General features: G+C 35.1%; 20 protein-coding genes. All 20 read right to left on the bottom strand.

What is annotated here, in order from left to right:
* Positions 1-10: 10 nt before the first annotated feature.
* The 20 genes from CLOLE_RS13735 to CLOLE_RS13835 all read right to left on the bottom strand — a co-directional run bounded on the left by CLOLE_RS13735 (position 11) and on the right by CLOLE_RS13835 (position 14,320).
* Positions 11-1,228: a phage tail-collar fiber domain-containing protein gene (locus tag CLOLE_RS13735; RefSeq protein ID WP_013657731.1), complete on the bottom strand. Its 1,218-nt coding sequence runs from the start codon at positions 1,226-1,228 to the stop codon at positions 11-13.
* 15 nt (positions 1,229-1,243) lie between these two features.
* Positions 1,244-1,747 carry a putative phage tail protein gene (locus CLOLE_RS13740; protein WP_013657732.1) on the bottom strand — a complete coding sequence of 168 codons (504 nt, stop codon included), beginning with the start codon at positions 1,745-1,747 and terminating at the stop codon, positions 1,244-1,246.
* Positions 1,740-2,819 (bottom strand): baseplate J/gp47 family protein, encoded by a 1,080-nt coding sequence (locus CLOLE_RS13745; protein WP_013657733.1) that lies wholly within the window; start codon positions 2,817-2,819, stop codon positions 1,740-1,742. The genes CLOLE_RS13740 and CLOLE_RS13745 overlap by 8 nt, the downstream gene beginning before the upstream one ends.
* On the bottom strand, positions 2,816-3,220 hold the full coding sequence (locus CLOLE_RS13750) for a DUF2634 domain-containing protein (protein ID WP_013657734.1): 405 nt from the start codon (positions 3,218-3,220) through the stop codon (positions 2,816-2,818). Before CLOLE_RS13750 ends, CLOLE_RS13745 begins: the two co-directional genes overlap by 4 nt.
* Positions 3,210-3,746 (bottom strand): DUF2577 domain-containing protein, encoded by a 537-nt coding sequence (locus CLOLE_RS21945; RefSeq protein ID WP_013657735.1) that lies wholly within the window; start codon positions 3,744-3,746, stop codon positions 3,210-3,212. The genes CLOLE_RS13750 and CLOLE_RS21945 overlap by 11 nt, the downstream gene beginning before the upstream one ends.
* A complete protein-coding gene (locus CLOLE_RS13760; RefSeq protein ID WP_013657736.1) occupies positions 3,739-4,719 on the bottom strand; it encodes an XkdQ/YqbQ family protein in 981 nt (326 codons plus the stop codon). The genes CLOLE_RS21945 and CLOLE_RS13760 overlap by 8 nt, the downstream gene beginning before the upstream one ends.
* Positions 4,712-5,404, bottom strand: coding sequence for a LysM peptidoglycan-binding domain-containing protein (locus tag CLOLE_RS13765; protein ID WP_013657737.1), 693 nt, complete (start codon positions 5,402-5,404; stop codon positions 4,712-4,714). Before CLOLE_RS13765 ends, CLOLE_RS13760 begins: the two co-directional genes overlap by 8 nt.
* On the bottom strand, positions 5,404-7,560 hold the full coding sequence (locus CLOLE_RS13770; RefSeq protein ID WP_013657738.1) for a tape measure protein: 2,157 nt from the start codon (positions 7,558-7,560) through the stop codon (positions 5,404-5,406). Before CLOLE_RS13770 ends, CLOLE_RS13765 begins: the two co-directional genes overlap by 1 nt.
* Before the next feature lie 193 nt (positions 7,561-7,753).
* A complete protein-coding gene (locus tag CLOLE_RS13780; protein ID WP_013657739.1) occupies positions 7,754-8,182 on the bottom strand; it encodes a phage tail assembly chaperone in 429 nt (142 codons plus the stop codon).
* Between the two features lie 46 nt (positions 8,183-8,228).
* Positions 8,229-8,720 carry a phage tail tube protein gene (locus CLOLE_RS13785; protein ID WP_013657740.1) on the bottom strand — a complete coding sequence of 164 codons (492 nt, stop codon included), beginning with the start codon at positions 8,718-8,720 and terminating at the stop codon, positions 8,229-8,231.
* 16 nt (positions 8,721-8,736) lie between these two features.
* Positions 8,737-10,047, bottom strand: a complete 1,311-nt coding sequence (locus CLOLE_RS13790; protein ID WP_013657741.1) for a phage tail sheath family protein — start codon at positions 10,045-10,047, stop codon at positions 8,737-8,739.
* Between the two features lies 1 nt (position 10,048).
* The gene (locus CLOLE_RS13795; protein WP_013657742.1) at positions 10,049-10,243 is read right to left on the bottom strand and encodes a hypothetical protein; all 195 of its coding nucleotides are present in this window, start codon (positions 10,241-10,243) and stop codon (positions 10,049-10,051) included.
* A complete protein-coding gene (locus CLOLE_RS13800) occupies positions 10,236-10,661 on the bottom strand; it encodes a phage tail terminator family protein (protein WP_013657743.1) in 426 nt (141 codons plus the stop codon). The genes CLOLE_RS13795 and CLOLE_RS13800 overlap by 8 nt, the downstream gene beginning before the upstream one ends.
* The gene (locus tag CLOLE_RS13805; protein ID WP_013657744.1) at positions 10,654-11,157 is read right to left on the bottom strand and encodes an HK97 gp10 family phage protein; all 504 of its coding nucleotides are present in this window, start codon (positions 11,155-11,157) and stop codon (positions 10,654-10,656) included. Before CLOLE_RS13805 ends, CLOLE_RS13800 begins: the two co-directional genes overlap by 8 nt.
* The gene (locus CLOLE_RS13810; protein WP_013657745.1) at positions 11,157-11,540 is read right to left on the bottom strand and encodes a hypothetical protein; all 384 of its coding nucleotides are present in this window, start codon (positions 11,538-11,540) and stop codon (positions 11,157-11,159) included. The genes CLOLE_RS13805 and CLOLE_RS13810 overlap by 1 nt, the downstream gene beginning before the upstream one ends.
* A complete protein-coding gene (locus CLOLE_RS13815) occupies positions 11,537-11,872 on the bottom strand; it encodes a phage head-tail connector protein (RefSeq protein ID WP_013657746.1) in 336 nt (111 codons plus the stop codon). The genes CLOLE_RS13810 and CLOLE_RS13815 overlap by 4 nt, the downstream gene beginning before the upstream one ends.
* Positions 11,873-11,914: 42 nt before the next feature.
* A complete protein-coding gene (locus CLOLE_RS13820; protein WP_013657747.1) occupies positions 11,915-12,934 on the bottom strand; it encodes a major capsid protein in 1,020 nt (339 codons plus the stop codon).
* 13 nt (positions 12,935-12,947) lie between these two features.
* Positions 12,948-13,322 carry a hypothetical protein gene (locus CLOLE_RS13825; RefSeq protein ID WP_013657748.1) on the bottom strand — a complete coding sequence of 125 codons (375 nt, stop codon included), beginning with the start codon at positions 13,320-13,322 and terminating at the stop codon, positions 12,948-12,950.
* A gap of 18 nt (positions 13,323-13,340) precedes the next feature.
* On the bottom strand, positions 13,341-13,967 hold the full coding sequence (locus CLOLE_RS13830; protein WP_013657749.1) for a phage scaffolding protein: 627 nt from the start codon (positions 13,965-13,967) through the stop codon (positions 13,341-13,343).
* Between the two features lie 161 nt (positions 13,968-14,128).
* On the bottom strand, positions 14,129-14,320 hold the full coding sequence (locus CLOLE_RS13835; protein ID WP_013657750.1) for a hypothetical protein: 192 nt from the start codon (positions 14,318-14,320) through the stop codon (positions 14,129-14,131).
* Positions 14,321-14,360: the final 40 nt, after the last annotated feature.

Consider the following 14,360-nt stretch of genomic DNA (forward strand, 5'->3'; position numbering starts at 1 on the left):
CAATTTCTCCTTAAAGTATTGTATATCCACTTACAGCATTTGAACCAGGTGACAAGGTGATTGTAGCTGGCTTTTTACAAACAATAACAAATCCGGAAATGCCACTAAAATATTTACTAGATGTTGTTCCTGCTGTTATTTGAGTACCATATACTATTTGAGGTGCATAATCAGATATTTGAAATACATAACAGTCCTCTGAACACGTTACAGTACATCCATTCCTAGAAAAAAAGCATCCAACTACTGTATTATATAGTGTAACAGGCACACCAGATCCAGGATAATTGGCATAAAAACTACTTTTTATAGCTGGCATTAGTACCATAGTATTAATATAATATGCCAAATCTGCAAAAGGAGTTTGGTTGCTCAACGTTGTACCTAAATGGCCGTTAATGGCGTTGGCAACACTTTGTTTTCCATCAACGACAGTAGATTTTAAACCTGTTATTTCATTGTATATATGAAGTCCACCTGCATATGTAGCTGAATCAGCAGTAGCTGAACTTACGGCCTTTCCATTACTTGCTAAAGCACCTACTTCTGTATAGGTATAAGTAGGTTTAGTGGGTGCCTTAGCCCAATCATACACATCTGATGCAGGTAAACTTGTAGGAAAGTCTGTTATTTGACTTTTTGTATGGCTGTGTGAACTTGGAGGAAATGTACTAGGTTTACCTATAATATTATCCCAGGTAAGCTTTAAACCATTAAAAAGGCCTTGAACCCATGTACGGATAGGAGTATGTGCTTCTTCATCATTGTTATGCTCTTCTAGATCATTCTGATTAAGATAAACTAGGCTATTATTAATAGTTGCTGTTATATTGGTGGCATTACTAACTAATACACCAATATTAATCATCTTCTCATTTAACATATTCTTTGATATATAAGAAGCCTCGTTAGCACTACCGTACATATAAAGAATTTCTAATCCATCAGAACCTTTAGCATATACGCCAATCTCTTTCCAATAAAAATCTTCTATAATAGCACTTTGTAATAATGTAGTCGATAATACTACTTGACTACCTTTCCTGGTAATACTCTTAATGTCTAGACTTTGCTTTTGATTTACCAAGCTTTCAATAAGTCCAATATCACCTTCATATGTACCACTTCCCATAACAATTCTTGTGAATTCTAGTGTATTACCTGCTAATGCTGAACTTAGCAGTTCAAGACCTTTTGAGGTAATAGTTTTATTATTAAAGTTGCTCACTTGTTCTGCCCCTTTCTATATAGTAATTACATCAGCTGTTTGAACATAAAAACCTGTATAACTGGTAGAATCTATCGATTCAAGTACTTTGACTGAGGTTCCCATATTAGCTGGTATTTTTTTTCGTAAATCCTCTCTAAGCATTTCTAGTAAATCTTCTTTTGTAGAAATAACGCCTAGCTCAAGATGATATCCTGATATCTCTAACCAATAATCATCCTTTCCTATAACATTATTAAGCAAGTTATTGAAGTACTGTAATGTAAATGGAAGACTATTATTTAGGTTTTGAATAATATGTGTTCGTCTCAACTCTGTCGTTTCCTTTTTATGAAGGCCTAACATATTTTCATATCTACTTAAACCTACGTTTGTAGCTGTACTAACAATAATCTCTTTAGGAAATTGCTTTACCTTTTGATTAAATAAATCGATCTCTGATTGCTCTGCATCAGCTAACTTCTTAAATTCATTTATGTCTTGAATTTTAGGAATCCAGTAATCAAAAATCTTAGGCATAATTTATCACAACCTCTCCTAAAACTGGAACGTTCTCTGCAGATATTACCACGTTATTTTCTGTACTATTTATGGTGGTTGTCCCAACATCTAGTACACCATCTACATTAAGTGTCCTAGAATCAATATGGGCCAGCCTTACAGTGAGTGTATCATTTTTCTCCCATTCCTCACGAATGGTACGGATATAATTACCAATAGTTTCTTTAATAGCTAACGTTACTACTTCTTGAGAATATCCATTTGCTAATATTACGGTAATGCCTACATCTATAGTTGTTGTTCCCGCTCCAATTACAGTTACTGTATGACCTATAGGAGCTATACCTAAGCCATTTTCACTATTATCTGGAGTAACTTCATCCTTAACATAAGCAATCAGTGTAGAAGTCGGAATATTATATTCTGAATCCAATAGTACTAATTTAACGGTACCTTCACCATTCCACACTGGAAAGACCTTCACGCTTCCTACACCATCTAATGCCTTTATCTTTCTCTTATAATCAGCCATATTACCTCCAAATGCTGGTTCTCTAACATATTCAAAGTAGCGTTCCTTCAGCTGATTATCTGTTTCCTCTTCTTCTCCTGGAATAAGAACATCTTCAAGCTCAGCACTTGCCAATCCTTCTATATAATCAACTGGTATAAGCTTACCAAAAGAGGTGTTGCCAATCGTTCCTGCTGTTTCACATCTTAGTTGAAATATCCCTTCTCCTATCTTTTCTATAACCGAATAAGCTAAAGTATCAATGGTGTATCTGCTTCCTATTGGTACATTAAAAGGATTATTGCTTCCATTTTTAAAACTAGCTTTACGTACTGCATATGTAGCTGCTTGCCTGTCTACTCCAAATTGACTACATAATCTAGTTAAATAGCTTTCTGCAGATGTATCTACAAACACTAAATCCAAGTAACCTTCTAGTTCTATGTATGCTTGAACTAATTCAGCTGCTGCAGGTGCTAACGCATCATATATAATACTTCCTTCTCTTTTATCTACAGTATCAGGTACTCTATCAAGCATCCTTTGTAATAAAGCATTAAAAGTAATTACTTCACTCATCCTATTTTCACCGTCTTTTCTATCTCAATTTCTCCTTCTGTTGTAGTAGCTCTAAATTTAACAAGTACATTCCCTTTGCTATAACTAAATTCAAAACTATCAAGACTTTCTATTCTGTCATCTTGTAACAATGCCTCGGTTATACGTCTCTTAATCTCTGGATAGCAATAGGTAATAGGTTTTCCAAAGAGATCTGCTAATTCAACCCCATAGTTCCAGCTATAAATTAAGTATTGATATCTTTCTGTATTAACAATGTGATAGATAGCTTGTTTCATTGCTTCTATCCCATCTATATAATTCCCCATCTTGTCCTTATCTAGCTTTATCTCATAAGTTAAAGAAGGCTGCTCAATTATTTCAATATCTGCTAATAAATCATCATCAACATTAGGAATCATTCCTCCACTCTCCTTTAACTGATACTTCTCCTATACGGTCTAATACCAAATACTTCTGTCCTCCTTGCATTCTAAGCAATAAAACACTCTCACCTTGCTTAAGCCCGTAATGAAGTAGTATTTTCTTCCTACCAGAATAATTGTGCCCATGCTCTCCACCACCACCAGAAGTTGTTTGTCCCTGATAACTATGCTTATGTCCAGTATTAGTTGTCTGCCCTGTTGGACCTGCATCTCCAGAGTGTACATGTGTGTCTATGTTAGTTTCTTCAGTCTCGCCTTGATAGCTATGCTTATGATCTTCTATGTTTGTTGTTGCTGTAGAATGCGATACAGTCATATCTACATAGTGATCCGTCACGTGTTTAGTTAATATTAGAAACTCCTCACTCAATGGTAATCGTTGTTCTAGGGTGATAACTAAAGGGCTTTCACTTGTAACTACTCCCATCAATAAGTTCATAGGCTTAGCTGCTTCATTAGCTTCACATGCTGCTTGTTTTATAATTTCTACCAAATTAGGCACTAAAGTTCACTCCCTTCTTAGTTCCACCCCTAAGTGTTAGGTCCATAGTATGTAAGTTACTAGAAAAAGTATGCTTAACTTTTTCGACTAGCATATAATTTCTAACGTTAACATCACCTAGATTCAAGCACACAATAACACTGGAACCACCACGAACTCTCACATCACCAAATGCATCTTTAATGCTTAAATTTCTAGTCTTATCATTATATAGTTTAAGTAATGCGTCAGCCTTTGCTTTACCATTTGTCTTTTCATCAATCGTATCAAAGTACTGTAGTACACCCCACTTATTGATATTGGTTCCATCTTTAGCTATGTAAATTTCTCTCTTACCTGTCTCTTTATTCTCATAGCTTAGTTTAATCTTGTTGTAGGTTTCGCCATCTATACTAGACTTATAATCAAAGTCTTGAGCAGTCTCTTCATTAATTATCAAATCTAACTTCAAAGACTCTACATTCCTTAATGCTAAACTTCCAAAATCATCATATAAGACGTACATCTTTCCTTTGTTTTGTAATGTGAGGTCTAAAGCATTTTGCATGGTATCAAACAACGTTGTATTATCTTCAACTCGTGAAGCAATTACATACTCGGTATCTTCCACATTGCCCCATTTTAACCTAAACTCATTACAAATCTTTTTAAGCAATGCACCAGCAGTCTTGTTTTTATATACATATGTTTCTTTATTCTTAAAATACCTAAGCTGATCATATGCAACAACTTTAATAATGGGGCTTTTATCTCTCGATTTATTAAAAACAAAACCATAAAATATTTTTTCCCCATTATAAGTAAATGTAACTCTATTACCTTCTTGAAAGTTAATTATCCCATCTTTTAGAACATTGAAAGTAAGTTTGCCAGGCGTTCCTTTTCTTTCAGTCTCCCATATAATTTCACCTTCAATTACAGGCTGATAAACAATTTCTTCATTTTGAATAAGCAACTCTACATAGCTATCCAAGCTTGATCACCTGCCCTACATGAATTAGATTAGGATTATTTATACCATTTAAACTAGCAATTTCCTTATATTTAGAACCATCATTAAGCTCCTTTTTACATATGGCCCATAAAGTTTCACCGCTTTTTACTGTATGTGTTTTAGCTAAAGTCTTATCAGATCTTCTGTTTTTTTCTATAGTAGCAGTTGTCTTACTAACTGTTTTATTACCTCCGCCACTTCCGCTACTATTTATAGACTTTTTTGTAATATTCAATTTCTGTGTTTCATATCCCTTATACTCCTTCAATTTAATGCTTACCCAAACATCAGAACCATATTTATCAGCATCTTCAGTTATCGTGTAATCTTCAATTGTGGCTGTGAAGATAGTTTTAAATAAATGATTACCTGAAGGTAATACCCTAGACACACTAAATTCAAAAGGTTTATTTGAAGTCTTTAATAACTTAAGCACACCAAGATAATATTCTGCCTCTTTAAATCCATCTGTGTAGCTAGCAAATGGGTATTTTACATTTGGTAATAATACATCAAAACTTATATCAGACAATCCAGATGGTTTGATTAGATTAATTTCTCCTTCATTAATAAGCGTTATTGTCTTATTATTCCCGTTAATTTTAACTTGAAGTTTTGAAGGGGCAATCGGTAACTGCACCCCTCCTAAATAGAATAAGTACATTATTCATGCACCCCCTCAGCTGCTATTTTCATTTGTTCTTCAACTTTTACTGCTAAGTAATCAGCTATTCCATCTAAATCAGCATTACTGTTAACTGTATTATTCACACCACCCATGTCTACTTTAATTTCAGCTGTAGTAAACCTGTTAATGGCTTCCTGCTCTGCAATATCTCTTAGGTACTTCAAATCTTCCTCAGACGTATCTAAACTGTCTGACATTTTACCAGTATCCCCAGCTATATTGTCCAAATTCTGTCCCATTGATGAATAGTCAGGTATACCACTAGTTAGATCATCCATGTTAGGCATTTTAAATGCCGAACCTAATTGTTCATCTATATATTTACCTGCCCAATATCCAGTATCATATGCATCTGAATATTTTGTTCTTTCTAGGTTTACACCTAAACTAGATAAAGCTTCATCGATATCAAGTTCTGATAATCGGTCCTTATATGTACCATTACCATATTCTTTTACTGCATTTTCAGCCATAGATTTAAGACCATCTCTCCAGCCAGCAACAGTTCCAGCCATATTTGAACCAAATATGAAATCCATAGCTGATGCTATTTTTTCTAGTACACCAAGAACATTATCTGCTAAATCAGCAAAAAGATTTATTATAGCTGCAATTGGATCATTGAATAGGTTTCCAAAAAAGTTAGCAAAAGCAATAAATGTATTATAGAAATACTCAATCATACCAAATACTAATTCAAGTAATCCAAAAAACAAATTATGTATAAAAGCAAAAGCTGTCGATAATACACCACAGATTACGCCAGTAGCACTATAAGTTGATCCTGTCACACTATTAATTGCACCTACAACTGAATATATCAAAACAATAACCAAAATAATTGCTGCTATAATCCATGTGATAGGAGAAGCTAAAAGTGCCGTATTAAATCCATGCTGTGCTGCTGTTGCTACTGCGGTATCCCTGGCTAGTGTTCTTGTAGCTGCAGCATGAGCATAAGAGGCAATACACGCTGCTATTTTAAGACCCTCACTGATAAGTTCAAGGCCATTAGTGAGTAACAAGTAGCCAGCATATATAGCAAGTGCCCCTACAATACCCCATATAATAGGTTCTATAGTAGACCAATTATCAGAAAAGAAATTTGCCACACTCATGATCATTTCTAAAGCCACACCTAGCACCATTGACATAACACCTATAGCACTTGATATACCATTTACCATAGCCTGTCCAGTGTTAGAATTTAGAAATCCATTTATCTTCTGCATCAATCCTGAGAACTGCTGTACTGCCGTGTTCTTTATACTTGTCCAGACATCACTAAATGTCATTGTTAAAGTTGCAAACTTGCCTTCTATGTCATCAGCTGTAGCAAATACTGCTGCTTTAATAATATCTGCACTGATGGCACCATCACTAGCTAGTTCCTTTAACTCACCACGCGAGACATCGCAATACTCAGCTATGGCGTTTGCTAACATTGGAGCATTCTCAATGATACTTCTATACTCATCTCCTTGTAGTCTTCCTGATGCCATGGCTTGAGTTAATTGATACATAGCATTAGTTGATTCTTGCGTACTAGCACCAGATATTTTAAATGACTTATTCATAAGCTCAGTAAATGCTATTAATTCATCATTGCTACCAAATGCATCTCCTGCTAATAACCCTAGTTTAGCAACTGTATTAACCATAGCATTGTATTCTCCACGACTTCTTTGAGCCGCTTGATAAATCTTATCTTGCAACTCCGCCTGAGTCTGTAAACCATCATTAATTAAGTCTAACCTAGCATTATTGCTTACATAGGTATCAGTAGCTTGCATACCTGCCTCTAAAGATCTAATCCCTATATAAGCACCAACCATTGACTTAATTTTTCCTGCCATGCTATCAATAGCACTTCCGCCACCACGAACCGTATTATTAAATTGTTGTTGTTGACCATTGGCTTCTCGTATTCCTTGCTCTATTTCATTAATGCCAACCTCAACACTAGCTAGTGATTGTCTAGCAGCCTGTATACTGGCTGTATCTACTGCATTATGGGAAGCTCTTTGAAGTGCTTCAAAACTACTAAGAGTCATGTTTAATGCATTACTCATATTTCTAATAACAGGTGTGAACCTATCTTGCAACTGAATTGCTGTTCTAATCGTAGCCATGTAGCACCTCACTTCCTTTTACTTTTAGATTTAGCTTCTCTGGCTTTGTTTTTATCATTTTCTTGCTTTATTCTAATAGCTGCTATAACAAATGCTTTTTCTTTCTTAGGCAATCCTAAAAATTCACTAGGTAGCATCTTAAGCTTGTGGAGACAATAGTAAGCATAGTTAGCTTCGCTATCGTCTCCTTCTATTAGTTTTTTGCTTCTTCAACCATATCTTCCATACTTTCATCAAACCCATTGATTTCTTGGATTTTCTTTAATAGGTCCTGATACTCCCCTGGCTTCAACATTGTTTTTAGAAGCTTATCGGCTCCCATAACACCATAGCTATTTTGAAGCTCTGCATCATTAAGGTTAGGATAGGTAATACATCTAACTGCTAACTTACCTAAATAACTTTCAAAATCTGTTTCAGGCATATAAGCATTCTTTTTCCCTGGAATAGGTACTTTTCTAGTACAACTCTTTCTAATAGCCTCATCCTCATCAGATGTAACACATCCAATCTGCCATTCAACTGGATTATCCTTCTCATTTTTAAATCGTTTAGAGGCAACATATTTAACTACCTCATTCTTTTCTACATTCTCTGCAAAAAATACGCTTAATCCACTCATTTCTAATTCTCCCTTCTAAAATAAAAAGGTACTCATATAGAGCACCTTATTGCATACCTGCTAAGATATTAAATTTCTCTGGCATTTCAAAGTCCTCAAAGGTAAAGTCAATATCCTCATCTAAGTACTCAGCATCAGCATCAAACTTAGTTAGAATACCGCCATCTAAGTTACAATCTTTTAAGATGATAGTTTGACGACCTACACTAGAAGTAGGATCTTCATTAGTTACCTGAATATCAAAATAAACGTCTTCTCCATTCTCTTTAAAACGAACTAGCAACTCTCTAAAAATAGAGGTATTATAATGGAATGTTGCTGAACCAGAACCTTTCCAGCCAGTTGCCTTATTACCTTTTCCTGTCTTTCCAAGAATAGGAACCTCAGTTTTATTCTTTTCAAACTTAGCTTCTAAATTAATTGCTTGCATGAAATTATAACGATTACCTTCTATAGTTACGAAACATTCCGCAAGAGAAGCTGATACCGTATCTTTTGCATGCATTTGCTGAGCAAAGAATTGCAAATCTAATTTCATCTGTTATTCCTCCCTTCTAAGATACAACTACCGTCATATAAAGCTTGGCCATAGCACATACTGGCGTTACTGGATTAGTTACCACCACCGAGTCTTTGCTATTGCCTTTTTCTACAATGATTTCATCACTCTTAACGTTTTCTAAAGCTTGAATACGTTCAAGCTCTTTATTATAGCTTACTAAGTCATTCCAAAAAGCAATACGACCTGCAGCATTGTTTTGAACCTTGCCAATGTACTGCTTATTGAACAACACTGCTATATCATTAGCTATTTGATCTAGAACACGGATAACTTGATTCATAGAGAAGTCTTCATTCTTATCCTTTGTAAAGCTTGTGAATGAATTGATATCATTTAAAACATGTACCTCATCACCTACTTTATGGAATACAAACTCACCATCTTCAATTGCTTTTTCAAGTTGGCTCTGCTTGTAATCTACATTAATAGTAAAGTCACCATCATATTTCTTATTGGTATTTGACTTATTAACTGCACATCCTGCACTTGCGCCAGTTACCCAGTAAACTGCACTTGATTCAAGTTCTCCTGTATCGGTTACAGCATTTTTGACATTGATAACACCTTCATAATCAGCTTCTTGATTATATAGCACTGTTTGGAACTTAATTCCCATGTCATCACGTAATCTCTTTGTGAACTGAGCAAATAAATCCTTAATTGAACTTTCTGTAGATAAACAACCTAGTGTATTGAAGCTATAACTTTCAATCTTATCTAGGAAGGTTTGATAATCAGTTCCTGTTACCTCTCCATTTGTACCACCTGTCATTGGTATGCCTGCGGATGCTTCTAAAGTAGCTGATGTTTTCCATTCACCTACATAGTCATTTACTACTAGATCAGTTATAACACTAACAACTTGTACATCAACCTCAATGCCATCAAATAATGTTGTGACGTTAAATTTAGATTCATCATCCACGTTTGCTTCAACCTTGACTGTAATAGCATTTCCTCTAATTCCTTTATACTTAGCAGTACCTAATGTGTTTGAAGCCTTAACACCATTGTTGTTAAGTTTGTAGGCATATAATGTTTTGATATTCTTAAATAAATCTCTAAGCCCTTTTAACTGTTCTGCTGTATAGTCATAACCAAAGATTTTAAGAGACTCTTTCTGAAAGTCTGCAACCTCTACAGTGAATACTTCACCATCTGGTCCCCAATCTAATGTTAGGGGCATAGCTGCATAACCACGATCACTAATGTTAGTACTTGCTCTAGCAGCACTAATAAAGTTAATATATGTACCAGGTATCTTTTTATTTTGTGTTAAAAACACACCACCACCTAAAGCCATACTATTTCACCTCTTTCTTCATAAAACTATCAATAAGTTTTTCAACTTCTTTGATAGTGTAGTTTTTACCATCTTCTAAAATTACACTAAGCACATCTGTTTGATGAACATATTTCTTTGATTTTAAAAGCTGGGCCTTTGTAAATGCTACTTCATTAGTTGATTCTTTGGGTTTAGTCAACTTAGATTCACTCACTATTTCTCACCTTTCCTTTCAACTTTAGCTGTTCCATATAAGGATCAGTAATTGTATCTTTAATTGTGTGGAAATTATAATCCACAAAGAAATGTAAAACGCCTGCCACTGTTTCACTATACATCTTAGTTCCTCTAAGCAATCCACCATCAAACTTAATATACTCTAAAGTATCCATTAGCTTGTCAGCTACGTCATTAATTTCGGATGTGTTATCTTTCCTAGGGAAATAATGAATGTCAAATGAATTCTCTCTGTAGTACCTTTGCCCAAGTACCTGCTCTTGGCTAGGTTCTAACAGCATAATAAAAAAGCAAGGCTCAACAAGTCCTTGCTTAATCTGGTCTGTATGTATTTCAACATCACTAAATGCAGCATCTAGTGCTTGTGAAATACCTATAATTAGTTCATTAAGCATTGAATATCTCCCCTAAATACTGCATTAATTTTCTTTCAAGAATCTTAGGAGCCTGTGACTCTAATTCCTTTTCCGAAATAGTAAGCATAAATCGTCCTGGTACCCATCCTTGATGATTTCTAGTTCTATGCCCAAACTCTACATATGGTGCATACTCAACAGGATTAATTACATCAATCTGATAAGTATCTCCTGATTTTGTAATTTGTAAAGCATTAACATATCCACTAGCTCCTCTTACACCAATTACATTTCCTTTTTCACTTACGTTTTCTTTACCAGCAGTCCAGCCTCTTCTAAGAGTACCACCTGTTTTACCACTACCCTCTTCATATTGGCCTACTGGTGTACGTCTAATTACCTTAGCTAATAATCTAGCTGCTAACTCTTTTGCACAAGCTTCACAAAAAGCCTCTACATCTCCACTTGCTAATCTATCAAGCTTCTCTTGTAGTCTTTGTAGTTGCCTAAAGTCACAGTTTCCCCATCTAGCCATTAAGACCACCCCTTAAATAGTTCTAAAACTATTTCTTGATGTGTAGGAAATATCGAAGGAACACCACTATTTTTATACTCACTTACTTTACCATTATGATTTATAACAAGCTTAGATCCTTCCTTAATTTCAATTTCAGGGGCTATAAATAACTTAATTACTTGAGTTATTTCATTAGCAGACTCTGTTTGCTGCGTTGATTTACTAGTGGAAAAGGATAACTTACAAGGTTGATTTTCTAAAACTGGTATTTCTTTAGGGCTTGTTATTTTAGATATAGGATCTTTTACTTTCACATACTCAATGACTGTACAGTTATGCTCATACAAGAGTTCCATGGCTTTTCTAGCTTGTAATCTAGCTTGATTAATTTCATCAATCATTTTCTCAACCTCCTATACCTATTAAGCTGAGCTATGTAGTTCTTAAGCAAACTCTCTTTAAAATCACTATAATTGGTTTTAAAACCTACAGAAGAATCCCCTTCTGAGATACTAGAAACATACTTACCACTTTCTACACTTCCTAGGTTTTCATTTCTGTATAAATCTAGCGCCATCTTAAGCCACGTAGTTTTTAAACCATCTGGAACAGCGGATAGATTGCAGTAATTTAAGATAACATTCTCTGCATCATCAAGTGCAAATTGTATAAGTATATCTTTAGCAGTATCTTCATCACTAATTCCTAATAATTGTTTTAATCTCTCTATCAAGACTTATCACCCTTTCATATAAAAAGAGGGCTCTAAGTCCCTCTAACCTACTGTAATTACACCTACTTGATCCGCATATGGGAATGATGGCATAGCAGTTGCTACAGCCTTAATCCATTTAGCCACTGGATCATTAGTTGCATATTGCTCTACTAAAATGTTGCCAATCATTTCAATGTCAACATCACCTTTTGTAGCTAATTCAATTTCTTCTGCTGTAGGACCATAGAATGTGTCCCCCATCTTGCCATCTGGCATTAGTACTAAGGCATTTTCTGCTAGGTAACGTTTAGTTGTATATGTACCACCTTTTGCCTGTACACGATACATAGCATCATATACTGCAATCTGTGGAAGTGATTGAGCTACTAAAAACTGATTAAGCTGAGCAGGAGTAAGTAGCATTGCTGAATTAACACCAAATACTGCTGAACGAATAGATGCATCCTTTAGTAAGATGTTAAGATTCTTTGTACTTGTCAAGATACGAGAAGGTTTAAATCCTGTATTCGTATTAATAGTAGAGCATAAATCAAAAATATCCTGAAGGATATCTGGTGTACCAGTAGCCCAAGTCTTGCTAGCCTTATGTGCTGCATTCATACCATAATCGATTGTAGCCTTTACACCATTCTCATTTACTTGAAGCTTACCTGTTGAAAGTGCCTCAAGTCGCATAGCTTCTACACGAACAAGTACTGAACTAACAAGGCGATCAACTGAGTTGAATAATTCATTAATAATACGTTTTTCTTCTGCTGGTGTTCTTGGGTTGTTAAGTGCAATGAGTGTTTTTTCATCCACTCTTTCTTTCCTTTTGATTAATGCAAGGTCTTGAAAACTCTTGCTAGCTCCTTCTCTACTTCCTATTTCTGCCTCAGTATCAAATGCATGAATACTTGCTGAAACTGGTAAGTTGCTAGCACCTTTAATCATTTCAATTTCTAATGAATCCGTTTTTTGACTTGGAAAAAGTGTTTCACCTACCATTGCAGGCAATATTCTAGTTTTTGTATAGTCAACTAATTCTTTAGTAGTTAAGATTTCTTCAATTCTTGGCATTGTATAGCCCTCCTTATCTTAATTTAATTTCTGGTAAAGCTGTTTTAAATGCTGCTGATGCTGCATATCCTGCTACATTTGCTCCCTGTAAACGCTCTGCTATTACATAACCTTCTACCATTAAGGAAATAGGTTGTGCCCCTTCTGTGACGTCTACTGTGTGGAAAGCAATCCCTACTGGTGCTGCTGAAGGTGTATAATTTCCAGATGATTCTGTTACTGTAACTACCTTTCCGTTTGCATCAATTAAACTTCCTGCAATAATCCATTTCTTACCGTTACTATCTGCTGTAATACCTGTATTTACTGCTGTAGCTGAAAAACATACATGATGCTCTGCTGCTAAAAATTCTGGTGTATTATCATAATTCACTGTTTTTGCGTACATCTTCTAATCCTCCTTAAATTATTTAGTTGCCCATGGGTCAAGTGCTGGTGCTTGAGTAGTATTTCTTTGAGCTGCCATACTAGCTCCTAAACCTTCTTTGGTAGGATCACCACCGCCACCTGGATTGTATGTTTGTTTGGTTTGAGCTTCACCAAACATAAACTTGGTATCATCTGCTTCAGATAATGCCTTTAATTTTGAATCAAGCAAAGTTTTATAATCAGCATCATCCTTAGCTTCAAACTCATCAATAAGCGCCATTACTGCCTTAGCATTCTTAGCTTTGTATTTACCAATGAGTTCTGTGTTAATAGCTTCTCGTGCTAACTTGGTTACCTCTGCCTTATACTCTTTCTCTTTTTGTGCAATTGTAGCCTCGTGCTCTTTAATTTTAGTCTGTAATGCTTCTACATCAGGATTAGCTTTTTTTAAATCCTCAATTGTGCCATTAGCTGCTTCTAACTGCCCCTCAAGATTTTTCTTCTCGCCTTTAAGTGTTTTTAAATCTTCCTCTAACTTCTTTGTGTCACCTTTAGCAGTATTAATATCTGTTCCATTTTCAGCCATAATCTTATCGATTGCTTCTTTACGTTTTGTCTCATCTGTAATGTCTTTTAGTAATACTTCTAAAAAATCTCTTTTCATTACTATATCCTCCTACGCTTTTATACGTGGTTGCATCACATAGATTATTTAGGGCGTTCTTTTACGTCTGCTCCCATAAAAAGACAATATAAAAGCACTAGTAGAAGTTACTCACCGCCCTCCTTTCTAAGAGACGCTTTTCACTTAAGATTTACTAGTGCTTAATTTCTATAAGTAATTGATATAATTACATCTTTTGGTATGATGATACTTTTACCGTCAATCAACTGTAGCTTGATAAATCTACTTAAATCATCTTCTAATTCATTAAGTAATTCTATGTCATCATTACTTACTAATCCCACTTCTTTAACCTGTTTACCACATTGGTATGTTAAGACTGCTTCGCTCATGTTTCTCCTTGCGTAATTTCGACATATTAATCAACTTTTT

This window comes from Cellulosilyticum lentocellum DSM 5427, from assembly GCF_000178835.2.
Classification (GTDB): Bacteria; Bacillota; Clostridia; order Lachnospirales; family Cellulosilyticaceae; genus Cellulosilyticum; species Cellulosilyticum lentocellum.